This window comes from Burkholderia territorii (assembly GCF_001718335.1).
GTDB lineage: Bacteria > Pseudomonadota > Gammaproteobacteria > Burkholderiales > Burkholderiaceae > Burkholderia > Burkholderia territorii.
Map to the genome: position 1 here is coordinate 62,265 of NZ_CP013365.1, position 14,969 is coordinate 77,233.

Here is a 14,969-nt window from a genome sequence, read left to right on the forward strand (position 1 = left end):
TGTCGGTGCGGTGAGCGGATGCTTGAGATGGTGTTCAAGATCGGCGGTTGCACTTGCATGGACGAACTGGGCCGGATGCTGGTCGACATCGGACGCCTGGCGGGATTTGACCATGTCTGTTACCAGGACTATCGAATGACGGGCGGGACACTGAAGAGCGGCCGCACACTTTCGAACTACCCGGAGGCGTGGTTGTCCCGTTATCGGGAGCGGGCTTACCTGATGATCGACCCGGTCGCGCAGCATGCGATGTCGTCGTTGACACCGCTGATCTGGTGCGACCGGATCTTCGCGACAACCGAACAGCGCGAACTTCGAGACGGAAGTCGCATGTACGGGTTAAGCGACGGAGTGTCGTTTCCGGCTCACAACAGGCATGGCGATGTGGCGTGCGTGAGCTTCGTTCGACAGGCGCGGGCGTCTGACAACGGCGATTTGCCCTTCGCCATTCCGTCGTGGGGCGCACTTGTCGCGAATCTGACGCTCGACACGTGCCGCAGGCTGGAGGCGCTGCAATCCGATGCACCGTGCCTCAGCGCGCGTGAACTCGAAATCCTGAAATGAGTCGCCGAAGGAAAGTCCAGTTGGGATATCTCGCGCATTGTCGCGTTGACCGAGCATGGCGTGCTTCATCACATCCGCAACATCATGAAGAAGTTCGACGTGCCGACACGCCGGCAAGCCGTTCTGATGGCATACAGATTCGGATTGCTGTAACGCGTTGGTGACACGAGACGCGAAGTGGACCGGGACCGTGCGCGCGCCGATGCGTCAAATCACGCCACGTCGGCACGGGGACTACAAGCTTTTGTAGTGTGAGACCGCATCGAAAATCGGCAAAGTGGTACCGACGCAAGCGACCAGATCGACTTCTGATCGCCATACTCGGCGGCCGGCACAGGCGTTTTGTGCCGGCCCATCACAATCGCGATGGTAGATGAGGTGAACGCATGGCTGATGTTTGTGACGAAATTCTGAACCCGGTCGTCGATGGGGAAATCGATTCGCTGATGGTCAGTCTGCGCGACGGACTCGATGATCATCCGTTCCGGCACGTGTCGTCGTGCGCTGCACTGGAAAAAATCTTTCCGCACTACCTGGCGATGTCGCAGGCGTTTCCGTATCTGCAGGCGGGTGCGCAAGTTCACGCCGTTCTGGATGCCATTCAATCGAATCGACCGGTGGCGCGAGACGTCGAAATCACGAGCGTGGTGGGAAATTTTCTCTGTTGGGACGAGACGGGTGGCGCATACGTCATCGAACGATACGGCAAACAGGGACTGCAGGGCATTCTCGATACCGGCAAATGGTTTCACTCGAGCCTCCTGAAAAATGACATCGAGAGACTGACAGGACGCGTCGCGGTTCCGAATTTCAGCGTACCGACGGGGCCTTATCTGACGAAACTACTTGCCGGACTGGGTGCGAAGACGGCGCTCGAGCGGTGCGCGAACATGGTGGCGTTCGAACTGCACGCGAATGCGATGATCGACGCACTTTGGGCGTCGACGAGTCGTTGTTATGGTGTCGACCGACATGGACTCGTTTATTTTCAATGTCACGTTGGCGGTGATGATCCTGCCGAGGCGTACCACGTCGAAATGACGAGACGAATGATTCAGCTCCTTGTCAGCGATGACGAAATTCCTGAATTCGCCGTACGGGTTGCGCAGGCCGTTTCCGACAACGTGTCGTGGTGTGCGGCGCTTGTTTCGCTGGCTGAATGAACATGAGCGCCGAATACGGTCCGGATCCGGTGTTGCTCGAGATCGACGCATATCGCGCGCGGCGAGGCGGGCTCCGCGATGCAGCTGCGATTGCGAAGGTCGTTGGCGCGATCGCGGTCGTTAGTTTGGTGGCATGGTTGGCGTGCCGATCCGGAAACGCAATGGGCCGGATCGTCCTGATGCTTGCCGAAGGTTTTGTGTTGAGCGGGTTCCTGAATCTCGCCCACGAATGTCTGCATCGAAGCCTGGTGAGTGCGAAATCCGTCAACGCGATCATCGGCAATCTGGCTGCGAATGTCCTGTTCGTAAACTTCACGGCCTATACCGACAAGCATCTGAAGCATCACCGGTGTTTGGCGACGGAAGAGGACACCGAGTCGGCCTCCCGATTCGACACGTTGCGTGCCTATGCGGGTGCGATGACCGGTGTTGGTTTTCTCGTTTCGAATCTGCGACTGAACGTACATCTGATCGCCGGAGGCGCACCGTCCTATCTCGCAACAGTGCGACGGAAAGTGCGAGCGCGCAACGAAGCGCGGTTCATTGCAGCATGGTTGCTCGCCATCGCGGCGGCAACCTGTGCCTGGCCGTCGGCATTGGTTACGGCCTATATCGGTCCGGTGTTTTTTGCCTACTTCTGGTTGATGTTCTTCGGACTACCGGAGCATTACGGCTGTGAACCGGTGCAGCCGCGTTACCTGGCGTCGAGAACGATGACGACTAACGGCATCGTCCGGTTTTTCATGTGGAACGCGAATTTTCATACCGAGCGTCATCGCTATCCGGGCGCTCCGGCACCACTGCTCGCCCGGATCGGGGCGCACCCGAATGTTGGCATTCATCGTGAATCGTCTTATCTGAAATGGCACTGGCGCGTTTGCCGGGATCTTATCCAACGTCGGGAGCACGGGGCAACTCATGGCTAAACTCATTGTAGGCAACGTCGATAACGAGGCAATGATCGGGGATACGAAGCGTGCATCGCTTCCGCTTCGTCAGGTGTCAGCGATTGCGGCAAGGCGCCTCGTATGGCAGATGGCAAGCGACGACGTGGCGATTCTGCCGTCGCCGGTATCGGTCCCCATGATCGAGTACGTATCGGCTGTGATGAGGCGTAGTCTTTCCACTACGCAGATCGTGTCACCGTCTTCCGATATCTCCGATCCGGTGGTATTGACTTCCGACCGCCTGCTCGATGAAGCGACGCTCGCTGCATTGCGTGGCCTTCGCGTCGGTGGCGCAGGGTGGACGGTTTACCCGTACTTTCATACGTCATCGGTCGGGTTGCTTTGCGATCAGCTCGACATCGCGCAGCCCGTGTCGAATGGATCGCACTTCATGGAACAGGCCGGTGCTGAACTTTTGAACCGAAAGGCCGTATTTCGAGCGCTCGCGTCGGGTCGGATGTGCGGACGGGCGAGTCTGCCGGTCGTTCGGTGAGTTCTACCTGACGCTGCGTGACATGCTTGCGAAGTATGCGAGCGTGATTGTCAAGCAGGATGTCAATGCCGGCGGTGACGGAAACATCGCAGTCACACTCGAGCGTCGCACCAGTTATCCCGGTGTCCGCAAGGTGTATGCGCTGACGCACCTGTCGGACGTCGATACCGTATTCGCCCGTGACTTGTGGTCGAGACAGACCGACACGGCGGGCAACTGCCAGGTGGTCGTCGAACGGTTCCACGAAGGTTCGGATGTCCTGTATGCGGAATATGAGATTGGTGCGGACGCGATTCGGCTTGTGAGCTATGGCGACCTGCGGATGGACGCTTCGGGCGACAAGCGGGGCAATGGCATGATCATGTGGACCGGATTTCAAATCCCCAGCCAGTTGTCTCCGGGCGTGATCGACACATTTCTGGCGCAAGGCGACGTGCTTGCGTCGATCTCCCAGCGCCTCGGATTCGTCGGGCGCGCAAATTTCGACGCCATCGTGACCGACGACGGCGAAGTCGTCTTTACCGAGATCAACGGGCGTATCGGCGGTTGCAGCCATCTTGACGCGATCCTGTGCGAACTGGTGGGGCCGGACTATCTGTCCACGCACGCCGTCGTGACGCGCAACAGGGTGCCCGCTCGCGACCTGCGTGCTGCGCTGACTGTCTCGCATCGACTGACGCAGTAGCGCGACGAAGCCGGTGTCGTCGTCCTTACGGAAGATATGGCGGGTACAGGCACGATCGAATACATGGTATATGCGCGCAATTTGTCAGGTGCGCTTGCGCTCGAGCGCACGTTCCAGCGCGAATTCGAGATGGCTCAAGAATCAGTCGCTGTACCGGGGTGAAACGATGGATGCAATCAAGTTCACACGGCCCTCGGCATGGTTCAGCGGCATGGCCGACGGTGTGCCGGTTTCGACGCGGATCCTGCTGAGTTTTCAGTTCCTCGTGAATTTGTCTGTGTTCGGGTCGCTTCCGCTGCTCGCTGCGTTCCTTGACCTGGAGCGTCATCTGGACGCGGGCAGCGTTGCCAGCGTACTGACCGTGAATTTGCTGGCGAGCCGGTTGTTGCCGCTGGTGCTGGGTGCGTCGACGGATCGCTTCAGCAGCCGCGTGCTGGCCACACTTGGTCTGATCTGCCGCGCCGCAGGATTTGTCGGACTGGCGCTTACGCCGTCGTTTGCCGGACTGCTGATGTGGGCATTCTTGTCCGGGCTCGGCGCTGCGCTTTACGAAACGACCGCGTATTCGATCTTCGGTTCGCTCGATGCCGCGGTACGTCCAAAGGTGTTCGCGCTGAATAACCTGGCGCTCAATCTCGGCGCGCTGATCGGTCCGGCGGTGCTTATCGTCGTGCCGAACACGGACCGGACGTTACCGTTTCTGGTAAGCGGCATGATTTTCGCCGTGCTTGCGCTCGTGGCGCCCTGGATCTCAGGACGGAGAGCGAGCAACGCAGCTGCGGTACATCCGCTGCGTGGTTTGATGATCGCGTTTGGAGACAGACGGTTCCGCCGACTGTGCTGGGCGCTCGTTCCGTTCTGGACGGTGTATACGCAGATCTACGTCTTCATCCCGCTGACGTTTTCGAACGGCTCGAGCGGCTATAACGGCGTCAGGCCATTCTACATAACGAATGCGCTGGTTGGCATTGCTACAGCTTCGTTTGGCATGGGCTGGTTTCAGCGCACGACCTGGCGATCCATGATGACCATCGGGCACGCTGCGATGTGTTGCTGCTTCGCGATTGCCACACTGCTGTTCGATCACGGCTGGAGCGCTGGTGCGTCGCTGGTCATTCTGATTGCCGTCGCGGTCGTCTTCACGTTTGGTGAAAGCCTGATTCTTCCTGCATCGAATATCGCGCTCGCCGATCTGACGACCGATGGCAACGCCGGCAGCTATTTTGGCGCATCGGCGATCTCGTGGGCGATCGGCGGGATGCTCGGCAACTTCATCGGCAGCGCCGCGGCAAGCTGGACCGTGCATACCCTGGGGTGGGTCGCGTTCATGGGCATCTCCCTGATGGGTCTACTTGCATTCTGGAGATGGCATAAATGAATCGCGAGCCTGTCACGGGGAAGGGCGCGACGGGCACTGCCCTGACCACAGTGAGCCGCGCGCCTGCCGCACATTTCGGCTTCGTCAATCCGCCCGTATATCGAGGGTCGACAGTCCTTTTTGAATCATTCGACGAAATGGCACCTGGTGCGGCCCCTTATCACTACGGGCGCTGGGGGACACCGACAACGGATGCGTTGTGCGACGCGATGACGGAAATCGAACATGGCGTTGCCGCGCTCGTGATGTGTTCGGGACTGGCCACTATCGCGACGGTGTTGCAGACGCTGGCGGCTCCCGAGGGGCGGGTATTGATCTCGCGTTCGTCGTATCCGGCGGCACGTAAATTCTGCGACGAGGTGCTGCATCGACAGGGTGTATCGATCGACGAATTCTCGCTGGCCGATCCGGCTGAACTGGCGGCGAAACTCGATGAACGGACGTGTGTGGTTTACCTCGACCTGCCGGGGTCGTCGCATTTCGATATGTGCGTGTTACGAGACCTCGTCGAGATTGCCGGACCCGTTCCGGTCGTTGTCGACAACACCTGGGGCACGCCGTATTTCTTCAATCCGCTCGATCACGGTGCGAGCATCGTCATTCACAGCATGTCGAAGTACATCGGCGGGCACGCCGATTCGATGGTCGGCACAGCGGTGTTTGCGAGCTTCGACATGTACGAGCGCGTGAAGAGCGTAAGCCGTTTGACGGGGCAAGCCGTCGGTGCGGACGACGCGAATTTGGCTTTACGAGGATTGCGGACGCTGGCAGTCCGGATGGATCGGCATTTTCAGTCCGCGTGCGATGTAGCGTCGTGGTTGCGGGATCATCCGCTGATCGAAAGCGTTCACTACCCGCCGCTGGTCGGCGATAGCGGTCACGCCGCATGGCGAACACAGTATTCGGGTGCGGGCGGTGTGTTTGCATGCGTACTCAAGGATGGCGGCGAGGGGGCGGTCAGAAATGCCATCGACGGTCTCTCGCTGATCGGGCGAGGCTGGGGCTGGGGCGGTTACGAGTCCGTCGCTTGTCCGACCACGGTGTCTCGAGACAATGCCAGGCGTATCGGTATCCGGTTGAGCATCGGGCTCGAAGATCCCGACATGATTCGACAGGATCTGGATGTTGCGCTGCGTGCAGGGCACCGATGAAAGGCCGTGTGTATTTTCTGAAACGAGGGGCGATCAATGACGGAAGCAACACAATATATCTACGGAAATTGCCACTGTGGTGCGATACGCTTTCGCATTCGATCGACAGCGTCGCGCAAGGTGATCGATTGCAATTGCTCGATCTGTTTTGCATCGGGCTTCCTACACGTTCCGGTCGAGCACGACGATTTTGAGTTGCTCGAGGGTGGCGAGAAATTGACGCGATACCGCTTCAATACCGGGATTGCGGAGCACACGTTCTGCCGAGTTTGCGGCGTGAAGCCATTCTATCGTCCGCGTTCTCATCCCCGCGATTACAGCGTCAATCTTCGCTGTCTGGATCTTCCAGGGGCCAACGCTTTCGATGTGGTTCCGTTTGACGGGAAGAACTGGGAAGAAAACATCCAGTCCTTTCCGCAATGACTCGGCCGCGATGCGACAACTCCAGGAAATGAAACCCGTCGTCGGCGTGCTGTGCTCGGCGGAGGATATCGAGATACCGGGTTGGGGGTGCCTTTCCCATCAGGCGGTGTTCGACCGATATCTGCAGGCTGCGACGGAGTTTGGCGGGGTACTGCCGCTCCTGATCGGTTCGACGGACGATATTGCATCCGATCGAAGTCTCGACACGCTGCTCGATCGTCTCGACGGAATCATGCTGCCGGGCGGCGCGAGCAACGTCGACGTTGCGTTTTACGGTGGCACGCAACCACACGTCGGATCGCTCGACAGGACACGTGACAGGATGGCGATTCGTGTCGTCCGGGAGGCCATGGCATCGGGGCGCCCGGTGTTCGGGATATGCCGCGGCATGCAAGAGATCAATGTCGCGTTGGGCGGCACCCTTTGCGCGACACTTCACGACGAGCCAGGGAGACGGGATCACCGGGCGAATCGCACTCTGGCTTTCGAGGAGCGCTATCGGGACGTTCATGCGGTCGAGTTGGTGAGCGGCGGCTGGCTTGACGAGGCGATTCGGACAATGTCGCCGGATTGTCGGCGCGCTCATGTGAACTCGTTGCATGGGCAGGGCATTGCCGCCCTGGCGAACGGATTGAGTGTCGATGCATATGCCGACGACGGCACCATCGAGGCGGTGTCGCATATCAGGGCACCGATCTTCGGTGTGCAGTGGCATCCTGAGTGGTATGTGCGGGATAGTGTGTTGAACCGTGCAGTCTGGGCGCGGTTCGGTCGCGAATGTGCAACCTATTTGCGCCGTCGATTCGACGCCCAGTCCTGTCGGGATACGCCGACGGGGGCGGGCAACATTCTCAAAGACAACTTTTCCGAGAATATCCGGGGCCACGGACATCTTTTCTGAGACGAAGGACAGGCAGTCTTCTCAGAAAAGATGTCCAAGTCCTTGAACTGTCTAGGGGGCCAAAGACACCTTTTCTGAGAGCCCACAACAAGACTGGTCGGTACTCGGAAAAGATGTTCGCGGTCTCAATAAGTTGTCTTGGAACAGATGACCGCATTCCATAAGACCACGTTTCAACTATCGCGCGACCGGGCGATAAGCGGTTCGCTCCGCCGCCTTCAATCAGGTGGAGTCATGCCGTTTCCACGAGAGATACGGCCGCCAGTTGTTCGTCGCGCAGCACCAGCATGCGTTCAACCACAGCCTGCTCCCAGCGATTTCGCGTGCGGCCGCCACGACCGCAAAAATGCATCCCAGCGATGCGATTCCGTCTGACCGCGAACCGCATCGTACGCCGTATGATCGCCCCGGCCTTTTCTCGAGGCCACCCAATGCGCGTCGTCACCTCCATTCGTTCGCGCGCTTCGCCACAACAACCCAGCGAATATGTCCAACTTCTCACTCATACTCGTCGTATCAATGTTGAGCGCCTTTGGCCTGATCGCGTCCGACGTCTACCTGCCCGCCATGCCGTCGATGGCCCATGAATTCTCAATCGGCGCATGGCAAATGCCGCAGACGGTATCGGCCTACCTGATCGCGCTCGCCTGCGCCCAATTGTTTTACGGTCCCGTCTCGGATCGATGGGGCCGCAAACCCGCGCTGACGGTCGGAATCCTGCTGTACATTCTTGGCTCAATCGGCTGCGCAAGTGCCGGCGGCTTCGCAAGCTTTCTCGGCTGGCGCGTACTCGAGGCGCTCGGTGCAGCTTCCGGTCTCGTCATCGGCCGCGCAATCATCGCCGACACCTGCGATAAGAAGGAATCCGCAAAGGTCTACAGCATCGTATATCCGCTCGTCTCGCTGTCTCCAGCGATCGCCCCGGCGATCGGCGGATATCTGGCCGCCTGGTTCGGGTGGCGGAGCGATTTCATTTTCGTCGCCGGGTTTGGCGCAGTCGCGCTCGTGCTGGTACAGCTTCTTCTGAAAGAAACGCGGCCGCCCGTCGCGCCGGGGCAACATCGCGCAGTTCCGCTGGCCGGCTTTTCCGACGTGCTCGCAGATCGCGTGTTCATACGATATACGCTCGTCGTGTGTGCAATCTATTGCGCGTGGTTCGTATATCTGACGCAATCGCCCTTCATCTTTTCGGGCCTCGGTCTTTCGGAACAGCAAAGCGGCTGGCTCTATCTGCCGCTTACTGCCGGCATCATTTCCGCCAACATGATCTCGCGCCGCATGCTCGACCGGATGTCCTACGACTCGATCGTCGTGGCCGGTGTGGGCTGCTTCGTCGCCGGCGGCATCGCATTCGCGTTGTGCGAGTCGTGGCACTTCAAGAGCATCATCGCAGTCGTGATGCCAATGTTTCTCGTCAGCCTGTCGAACGGATCGTCGCTGTCGCTCGCCGTCTCGGGTGCCATTGCGAGCGAACATGGGCGCGCTGCCACTGCGTCCGGGCTGGTCGGATTCTTCCAGATCGGAAGTGCGTCGCTTGCGGCCACTCTGTCCAGCGGACTGCTCGGTACCGGAAGCCACGTGCTGGCGACGGCAATCCCGTTCTTCGCAACCGTCGCCGCAGTCGCGATCGTCCCCCGTTGGTATGCTGCGCGGCGCACGCGCTCGATGCGCAAGACTCTGCCGCGCTAAGCCCCCGGCCTTCCGCCGACGAGATTCCGGCCGCTATCGATAGCGGTCGAATGAAGCAGCAATCTCGTCGGTGACCGCCCGGACGCGCGCCGTCCGGTTCAGGTCCGTGTGCGACACGAGCCAGACCTGATACGGCGCGGTGCGCGTCCTGTCGGGCCAGATTCGCACGAGCGAATCGTCCTCCTGCGCCATATATACCGGTAGCTCGCCGATTCCGATACCGGAGCGGATCGATGTCGCGAGCATCAGGCTCGAACTTACCTGCGCTACCACGCGCCCTCGTTCCATCGACTCGCCGCACAGTGAGTGCCCCTGGTTGGACGTGATGGAGGGCTGGTAGACAACGAGATCATGACCTTCGAAAGCGGATCCGATCGCAGGGGCGCCGCGCGCATCCAGATACTCGCGACTCGCGAACAATCCGACCTCCCATTCGGCCAGTTTTCGGCGTACGAGATCGGGATTTTCCGGCATCACGGTTCGAATCGCGAGATCGGCGGCACGTCGCGTCAGGTTGAGCACCTGCACGGAAGTCGTCAGGACCACGCATATTCCGGGGTATTTCCGGCGTACCGCCCGTATCGCGGGAACGACAAAATCCATCGCCAGGGAATCGGTTGTCGTTACCCGAACCTCACCTTCGAGCCGGTCGTCGGAGCCATGTGCGCGCCGCTCGAACTCGCATGCTGCCCGCTCCATCGCTTCCGCAGCCTGCAGCGAATGCTCACCGATCTGCGTTACGACATAGCCGGACGACGTCTTGAGAAACAGCTTCGCGCCCAGCGCCTTCTCCAGTGCCGTCAGTCGCCGCCCCACGGTTGCCTGATCGACATCGAGAACGACTGCAGCCTCGCGCAGCGTCCCGGCGCGATGAACTGCCAAAAAGACGCGTGCATCGTCCCAATTCATGAATAACGTTCTCTCTCAGTAAAGCACTTTTGCATTCTTTGGATGCAATTATACAAGTTGAGCCACTGCCCTCCAACGGAGATAATAAGTGATCCGTATCAAGTGGGTTGCTGCTGAGTGCCGGAAGATGCGGATGGCGCATTCGACTTGCTTAGGTCATTTCAGATCAAAAGAAAAAGCAAAAAATTTGAAAAAGGCAACTCACGTCGCTGCCCGATTCGACGTTTCGAGAAGTGTTATGAATCTCCTACGGTCGCTGCACGTCGCCCACATTTTTCTGGTCCGCGAAACGATGGTTTATCCGTTGCTTGACGCGGTCAACAAGGGGCCGGAAGTACGTGGAATCGTTGCCGCGCACGAGGCCGGCAGTGCTTTCATGGCCGATGGCTACGCAAGAGCAAGTCGCAAATTGGGTGTGAGTCTCGCCATATCCGAACCCGGAACGATGCATGGACTGCCATAAGACATGCAGTGCGGACGACCTTCGACCGTTCGCGTGTAGCCAACTTCGCGGCGTGCCTCATATATGCCCGACGAACATCGCACCTGCGTCACGGCCACTTCCCGCAGTGCCACTCAATGACGAATCAACGGATAAACCACCAGCCCAACCAGCGCGGCAGCCGTGACGATAACCGGCTCCTGCAGCTTCTTGAAACGCCACAGCAGCACGACGGTCACGACGGCGAGTAGCGCGGTCGGCATGTCGACGATCGAGCGTTTCGCGATCACGAGGACGGAGCCCGTGATCGCCCCGACGGCCGCGGCCGTGATTCCGTCCACGAACGCCTTCACGCCCGGAAGGTGCCCGTACTTCTTCACGTATGGCGCGGGAATGACCGTGAACAGATAGCACGGCAGGAACGTGCCGAGCGCCGCGACGCATGCGCCGGGAAAGCCGGCCACGAGATAGCCGATGAAGCCGACGGTGATCACGACGGGGCCGGGCGTGATCATCGCGACCGCGACCGCGTCGACGAACTGCTTGTCGTTGAGCCAGTGATGTTCGGTGACGACGCCGCCGTAGAGGAACGGCACGATCGCGAGCCCGGAGCCGAACACGAACGTGCCGGCCTTCGCGAAGAACGCGCCGATCTGGACGAGCTGCGGCAGGTCGATGCCGCTCGCTATTGCGCCGAGCGTCGGCAGGTTGGCGGCCGCAGCCGCATTCAGGCCGCCCCTGTGCAGCCATTTCGGTGGGGCACGCCACAGCCAGCCGACCAGGCCCGCGACGAGGAACAGCCATGCGATTTCCGATTCCGTGATGAACGTCACGGCGGCGAGTGTCACGAAGATCGCCCAGAGCAGCTTGTCGCGGCCGACGGTCTTCGTCGTGAGCTTGTAGGCGCTCATCGCGATGATGCCGACCACCGCGGCGCCGACGCCGTAGAAGACGGCTTGCATCCACGACAGTCCGCCGAAATGCGCGTACGCGAATCCGAGCGCGAGCACCATCACGAACGACGGCAGCACGAACGCGAAGCCGACGAGTGTCGCACCGAGAATGCGGTAGTGAACGAAGCCCAGATAAATCGCGAGCTGGGCGGCCATCGGCCCCGGTGCGAGCTGGGCGAGCGTGAGCCCTTCCTTGTAGTCGGCTTCCGTGATCCAGCCGCGGCGCTCGACGAGGTCGCGACGCATGTAGCCGGCGAGCGCGACCGGCCCGCCGAAGCCGAACGTGCCGAGGCGCAACATGTAGGCGACCAGTTCGCCGAGCGAGTAGGTCGGTTCGGTCGCGGCGACGGCAGTGGTCATGATCGGGCTCCGGTCTCGTGCTTTCCGCACGACGAGAAATGCGCGTGGAGGGAGTCGAGCACGGCGCTCATCTGCTCGAGCAATTGATCGTCGTTGTCGGTGCGCTGCCGCGTGCCGGCCATCACGGCCTCGAAGCCGGTCGCCTCCGGCGCCGCGGGGCCGCCCACATCGAGCGCGTGCACGATCGCGGCGAGCCGCACGAGCGCAGGATCGTCGTCGAGTCCGAAGCTGGCGAGCAGCACCTCGAACGTTACGCGTTCGCCGACATGCGTGAACGTCGCGCCGTCGAAATCGAAGCCCAGTGCGTCAGCCGGACAATCGTCCGGCGATGCGAGCCAGATGAAGCGGGCGCGTGCATCGATGAAGCGGCGAATCAGCCACGCGCTGGCGACACGATCGACCCACATGCGCCGGCGCGTCGCCCAGGTGCGTCCCTGATACTCGCCCATCACGAGCCGCCGGACGGGCCGATCCGCGGCATGCGGTTCGCCCGGCGACAGCACGGTATCGACCAACGCGACGAAATCCTGGAGCCCGACTTCGGCGCGCGTCGCCGCGTCATCCGGGAAGTAGTCGATTGCGCGGATGCCGTCGAAATCCTTGCGCACGCGTCGCAACAAGCGCGTCAGTTCCGTGGCGGACTGCCCGGCGAGCGTCTTGCGGGCGCTCGCGAGTGTCTGAAGGAAGGCGGCGTAGTCGTCTCCTCGATCGAAAAGCGTCCGGAATTCCCGCTCCTGCGACGCATCAAGGCTCGGCGCGCGCAACAGATGCGCGCTGCCGCCGCTTTCGGCAATCGCATCCGCGAGCTCGCGCAACGCCCGTTCGTGCTCGTCCGAGTGCGGCAGCAGGTAGACGCCGTCGCGCAACACCGCGCAGCCCTTGGCTTTGAGCGCGCGCCAGAAGCGCATGCGCGCCGTCGCGTTCTGAGTCGGAAGGGTCAGTACGAGGAACGACCATGTCGTGAGCGTATTCATGTAGAGAATCCTACTCAATAGTTATAAACTCTACAAGAAAACGATGACGGCGCCTGCAATGGCGGGACCGCGATGTGGGGTGGATGCCGGTTCATCCGGTCTTCCCGAAAAATACCCCTCCCCCCTATACAGAAAGGCAATTTGAGATATAGTCCCCCCCGGTATATGAAGGGACCATCATGAGCCACACCATCAAGGACAAGCAGAAGCTGCTGAACCGTGTCCGTCGTATCAAGGGACAGGTCGAAGCGATCGAACGCGCGCTGGAGGACGAGCGCGGTTGCAACGAAATCCTCCGTCTCATCACGAGCGGCCGGGGGGCGATGAACGGCCTGCTCGCGGTCGTGCTCGAAGATCACATCCGCAGCCATCTGGTCGACGCCGAGGGGCACGACGACGAAGGCAGCGCGACCGAGCAGCTGATCGAAGTCGTTCACAGCTACTTCAAGTAAACGGAGGCGGAATGAGCAATTTCAGCGATGACGCCTTCGGCGCCGGGCACGACCACATCTTTCTCGGCGCGGCGCACGAGCAGAACGAGCGCAGGACCTGGATGGTCATCGCGCTGTGCTCGGTGATGATGGTCGCCGAGATCGTCGGCGGGACGCTTTTCGGCTCGCTGGCGCTGATCGCGGACGGCCTGCACATGTCGACCCATGCGGGCGCGATGCTGATCGCCGCGTTTGCCTATACCTATGCGCGCAAGCATGCGAACGATCCGCGCTTCGTGTTCGGCACGGGCAAGCTCGGCGACCTCGCGGGTTTCACGAGCGCGATCGTGCTCGCGATGATCGCGTTGCTGATCGGCTACGAGGCGATCGCGCGCTTGCTCGCGCCGGTCCCGATCCATTTCGGCGAGGCGATTCCGATCGCGGTGGCCGGCTTGCTCGTCAACATCGCGAGCGTCTGGTTGTTGAGCGGCGACCATCATGGCCATCATCACGGTCACGGCCATCATCACGGCCACGGGGATCACGACGATCACGCACACGACCACGCCGAGCAAGCGCAGCAGATCTTCGATCAGCAGGGCGTATTCGCCGTGTCGGTGTTCGAGGAAGGCGTCCCGCCGGTTTTCCGCGTGGCGCCCGCGACGCAAGAGACGAAGGGCGTCGATGCGAGCGCCGTGTCGGTGACGACGATCCGCCCGGACGGCACGCGTCAGGTGTTCGCGATGCAAAACCGCGACGGTTACCTGGAGTCGACCGAAGCCATCCCCGAGCCGCACGAGTTCAAGGCGATCGTCTGCCTGAACGGTCGTGAACACGAACTGGCGTTCGAGGAGCACGATCATCGCGCATCCGCGGCGGCGGCGCGCGATCACAACATTCGCTCCGCGTACATCCACGTGATCGCCGATGCGGCGGTCTCCGTCCTGACGATCGTCGGGCTGCTGCTCGCGCGCGCGTTCGGCTGGGTGTGGATGGATCCGCTGGCCGGCATCGTCGGCGCGCTGGTGATCGCGAACTGGTCGTACGGCCTGATGCGCGACACGGGCGCCATCCTGCTCGACATGAGTTCGGATCGCCGTCTGACGGACAACGTGCGCGCTGCGATCGAAGCCATTGGCGACCGCGTCCGCGACCTGCATGTGTGGCGGCTCGGGCCGGGGCACATGAGTGCGGTGGTGTCGGTGACGACGAACGATCCGGCGCGGGACGCACGCTTCTATCACGGCGTGCTGCAGCGATTCGGGAACCTGTCGCACGTCACCGTCGAAGTCGTGCCCGCGACGCGAGGGCGATGAGCAATGGCGGTCAAGTCTCCTTGTGTCGACGTGTGTTCGTTCGACGGCCGTACCGGCTACTGCGTGGCATGCCTGAGAACGCGCGACGAAGCGCGCGGCTGGAAGAAGATGACGGATCACCGGCGTCATCAGATCGTGAACGACCGCGCACGGCGGCATGCGAAACTGACGCGGGAAACCACCGACTGAA

General features: G+C 61.0%; 17 protein-coding genes and 1 pseudogene. 15 read left to right on the forward strand and 3 right to left on the reverse strand.

The genetic code is table 11. The features are described 5' to 3' along the window. Nucleotides 1-27: 27 nt before the first annotated feature. The 11 genes and pseudogenes from WS51_RS32675 to WS51_RS00335 all read left to right on the forward strand — a co-directional run bounded on the left by WS51_RS32675 (nucleotide 28) and on the right by WS51_RS00335 (nucleotide 9,394). Complete coding sequence (locus WS51_RS32675; protein ID WP_208606672.1) at nucleotides 28-564, forward strand: autoinducer binding domain-containing protein; 537 nt, start codon at nucleotides 28-30, stop codon at nucleotides 562-564. A gap of 12 nt (nucleotides 565-576) precedes the next feature. Continuing rightward, a pseudogene (locus tag WS51_RS33115) lies at nucleotides 577-717 on the forward strand (LuxR C-terminal-related transcriptional regulator); the annotation flags it as partial. A gap of 233 nt (nucleotides 718-950) precedes the next feature. Continuing rightward, complete coding sequence (locus tag WS51_RS00300) at nucleotides 951-1,727, forward strand: hypothetical protein (protein WP_069228395.1); 777 nt, start codon at nucleotides 951-953, stop codon at nucleotides 1,725-1,727. 2 nt (nucleotides 1,728-1,729) lie between these two features. Continuing rightward, nucleotides 1,730-2,653, forward strand: a complete 924-nt coding sequence (locus WS51_RS00305) for a fatty acid desaturase family protein (protein ID WP_069228396.1) — start codon at nucleotides 1,730-1,732, stop codon at nucleotides 2,651-2,653. Beyond that, the gene (locus WS51_RS00310) at nucleotides 2,646-3,167 is read left to right on the forward strand and encodes a preATP grasp domain-containing protein (protein ID WP_069228397.1); all 522 of its coding nucleotides are present in this window, start codon (nucleotides 2,646-2,648) and stop codon (nucleotides 3,165-3,167) included. Before WS51_RS00305 ends, WS51_RS00310 begins: the two co-directional genes overlap by 8 nt. Nucleotides 3,168-3,189: 22 nt before the next feature. After that, nucleotides 3,190-3,852, forward strand: a complete 663-nt coding sequence (locus WS51_RS00315; protein WP_069228398.1) for an ATP-grasp domain-containing protein — start codon at nucleotides 3,190-3,192, stop codon at nucleotides 3,850-3,852. A 166-nt stretch (nucleotides 3,853-4,018) separates the two neighbouring features. Next, nucleotides 4,019-5,230 carry an MFS transporter gene (locus WS51_RS00320; protein ID WP_059791125.1) on the forward strand — a complete coding sequence of 404 codons (1,212 nt, stop codon included), beginning with the start codon at nucleotides 4,019-4,021 and terminating at the stop codon, nucleotides 5,228-5,230. Continuing rightward, nucleotides 5,227-6,381, forward strand: a complete 1,155-nt coding sequence (locus WS51_RS00325) for a trans-sulfuration enzyme family protein (RefSeq protein WP_069228399.1) — start codon at nucleotides 5,227-5,229, stop codon at nucleotides 6,379-6,381. Before WS51_RS00320 ends, WS51_RS00325 begins: the two co-directional genes overlap by 4 nt. Before the next feature lie 36 nt (nucleotides 6,382-6,417). Further along, entirely contained in the window at nucleotides 6,418-6,804 is a 387-nt protein-coding gene (locus tag WS51_RS30415) for a GFA family protein (protein WP_081053822.1), read from the forward strand. A 28-nt stretch (nucleotides 6,805-6,832) separates the two neighbouring features. Then, nucleotides 6,833-7,705 carry a gamma-glutamyl-gamma-aminobutyrate hydrolase family protein gene (locus tag WS51_RS00330; protein WP_167357955.1) on the forward strand — a complete coding sequence of 291 codons (873 nt, stop codon included), beginning with the start codon at nucleotides 6,833-6,835 and terminating at the stop codon, nucleotides 7,703-7,705. A gap of 486 nt (nucleotides 7,706-8,191) precedes the next feature. After that, nucleotides 8,192-9,394 (forward strand): multidrug effflux MFS transporter, encoded by a 1,203-nt coding sequence (locus WS51_RS00335; protein WP_069228400.1) that lies wholly within the window; start codon nucleotides 8,192-8,194, stop codon nucleotides 9,392-9,394. A 33-nt stretch (nucleotides 9,395-9,427) separates the two neighbouring features. On the opposite strand, the gene WS51_RS00340 is transcribed toward WS51_RS00335, so the two are convergent. Beyond that, a complete protein-coding gene (locus tag WS51_RS00340) occupies nucleotides 9,428-10,303 on the reverse strand; it encodes a LysR family transcriptional regulator (RefSeq protein WP_059508004.1) in 876 nt (291 codons plus the stop codon). Nucleotides 10,304-10,391: 88 nt separating this feature from the next. Here WS51_RS00340 and WS51_RS32720 point away from each other — a divergent pair, with 88 nt between their 5' ends. Further along, entirely contained in the window at nucleotides 10,392-10,766 is a 375-nt protein-coding gene (locus WS51_RS32720; RefSeq protein WP_236872358.1) for a thiamine pyrophosphate-binding protein, read from the forward strand. A 113-nt stretch (nucleotides 10,767-10,879) separates the two neighbouring features. Here WS51_RS32720 and WS51_RS00345 read toward each other — a convergent pair whose 3' ends face one another. Beyond that, nucleotides 10,880-12,058 (reverse strand): chromate transporter, encoded by a 1,179-nt coding sequence (locus WS51_RS00345; protein ID WP_059768511.1) that lies wholly within the window; start codon nucleotides 12,056-12,058, stop codon nucleotides 10,880-10,882. Then, complete coding sequence (locus tag WS51_RS00350; protein WP_060023706.1) at nucleotides 12,055-13,032, reverse strand: chromate resistance protein ChrB domain-containing protein; 978 nt, start codon at nucleotides 13,030-13,032, stop codon at nucleotides 12,055-12,057. The genes WS51_RS00345 and WS51_RS00350 overlap by 4 nt, the downstream gene beginning before the upstream one ends. A 179-nt stretch (nucleotides 13,033-13,211) precedes the next feature. Here WS51_RS00350 and WS51_RS00355 point away from each other — a divergent pair, with 179 nt between their 5' ends. Genes WS51_RS00355 through WS51_RS00365 form a run of 3 tightly spaced genes read left to right on the forward strand, consistent with a single transcriptional unit; the run spans nucleotide 13,212 to nucleotide 14,968 of the window. After that, nucleotides 13,212-13,484, forward strand: coding sequence for a metal/formaldehyde-sensitive transcriptional repressor (locus tag WS51_RS00355; RefSeq protein WP_059447469.1), 273 nt, complete (start codon nucleotides 13,212-13,214; stop codon nucleotides 13,482-13,484). Nucleotides 13,485-13,495: 11 nt separating this feature from the next. After that, a complete protein-coding gene (gene dmeF / locus WS51_RS00360) occupies nucleotides 13,496-14,779 on the forward strand; it encodes a CDF family Co(II)/Ni(II) efflux transporter DmeF (protein ID WP_069228401.1) in 1,284 nt (427 codons plus the stop codon). Between the two features lie 3 nt (nucleotides 14,780-14,782). Then, nucleotides 14,783-14,968, forward strand: a complete 186-nt coding sequence (locus WS51_RS00365; protein WP_059508013.1) for a DUF1289 domain-containing protein — start codon at nucleotides 14,783-14,785, stop codon at nucleotides 14,966-14,968. The last annotated feature ends 1 nt before the right edge of the window (nucleotide 14,969 follow it).

Bases quoted from the DNA above. Each gene is read 5' to 3' on its own strand.
- WS51_RS00350 (WP_060023706.1), bottom strand. From the start codon at position 13,032: ATGAATACGCTCACGACATGGTCGTTCCTCGTACTGACCCTTCCGACT.
- dmeF (WP_069228401.1), top strand. From the start codon at position 13,496: ATGAGCAATTTCAGCGATGACGCCTTCGGCGCCGGGCACGACCACATC.
- WS51_RS00345 (WP_059768511.1), bottom strand. From the start codon at position 12,058: ATGACCACTGCCGTCGCCGCGACCGAACCGACCTACTCGCTCGGCGAA.
- WS51_RS00335 (WP_069228400.1), top strand. From the start codon at position 8,192: ATGTCCAACTTCTCACTCATACTCGTCGTATCAATGTTGAGCGCCTTT.
- WS51_RS32675 (WP_208606672.1), top strand. From the start codon at position 28: ATGGTGTTCAAGATCGGCGGTTGCACTTGCATGGACGAACTGGGCCGG.
- WS51_RS00340 (WP_059508004.1), bottom strand. From the start codon at position 10,303: ATGAATTGGGACGATGCACGCGTCTTTTTGGCAGTTCATCGCGCCGGG.
- WS51_RS00355 (WP_059447469.1), top strand. From the start codon at position 13,212: ATGAGCCACACCATCAAGGACAAGCAGAAGCTGCTGAACCGTGTCCGT.
- WS51_RS00315 (WP_069228398.1), top strand. From the start codon at position 3,190: ATGCTTGCGAAGTATGCGAGCGTGATTGTCAAGCAGGATGTCAATGCC.
- WS51_RS00365 (WP_059508013.1), top strand. From the start codon at position 14,783: ATGGCGGTCAAGTCTCCTTGTGTCGACGTGTGTTCGTTCGACGGCCGT.
- WS51_RS30415 (WP_081053822.1), top strand. From the start codon at position 6,418: ATGACGGAAGCAACACAATATATCTACGGAAATTGCCACTGTGGTGCG.
- WS51_RS00300 (WP_069228395.1), top strand. From the start codon at position 951: ATGGCTGATGTTTGTGACGAAATTCTGAACCCGGTCGTCGATGGGGAA.
- WS51_RS00325 (WP_069228399.1), top strand. From the start codon at position 5,227: ATGAATCGCGAGCCTGTCACGGGGAAGGGCGCGACGGGCACTGCCCTG.
- WS51_RS00330 (WP_167357955.1), top strand. From the start codon at position 6,833: ATGAAACCCGTCGTCGGCGTGCTGTGCTCGGCGGAGGATATCGAGATA.
- WS51_RS00310 (WP_069228397.1), top strand. From the start codon at position 2,646: ATGGCTAAACTCATTGTAGGCAACGTCGATAACGAGGCAATGATCGGG.
- WS51_RS00305 (WP_069228396.1), top strand. From the start codon at position 1,730: ATGAGCGCCGAATACGGTCCGGATCCGGTGTTGCTCGAGATCGACGCA.
- WS51_RS00320 (WP_059791125.1), top strand. From the start codon at position 4,019: ATGGATGCAATCAAGTTCACACGGCCCTCGGCATGGTTCAGCGGCATG.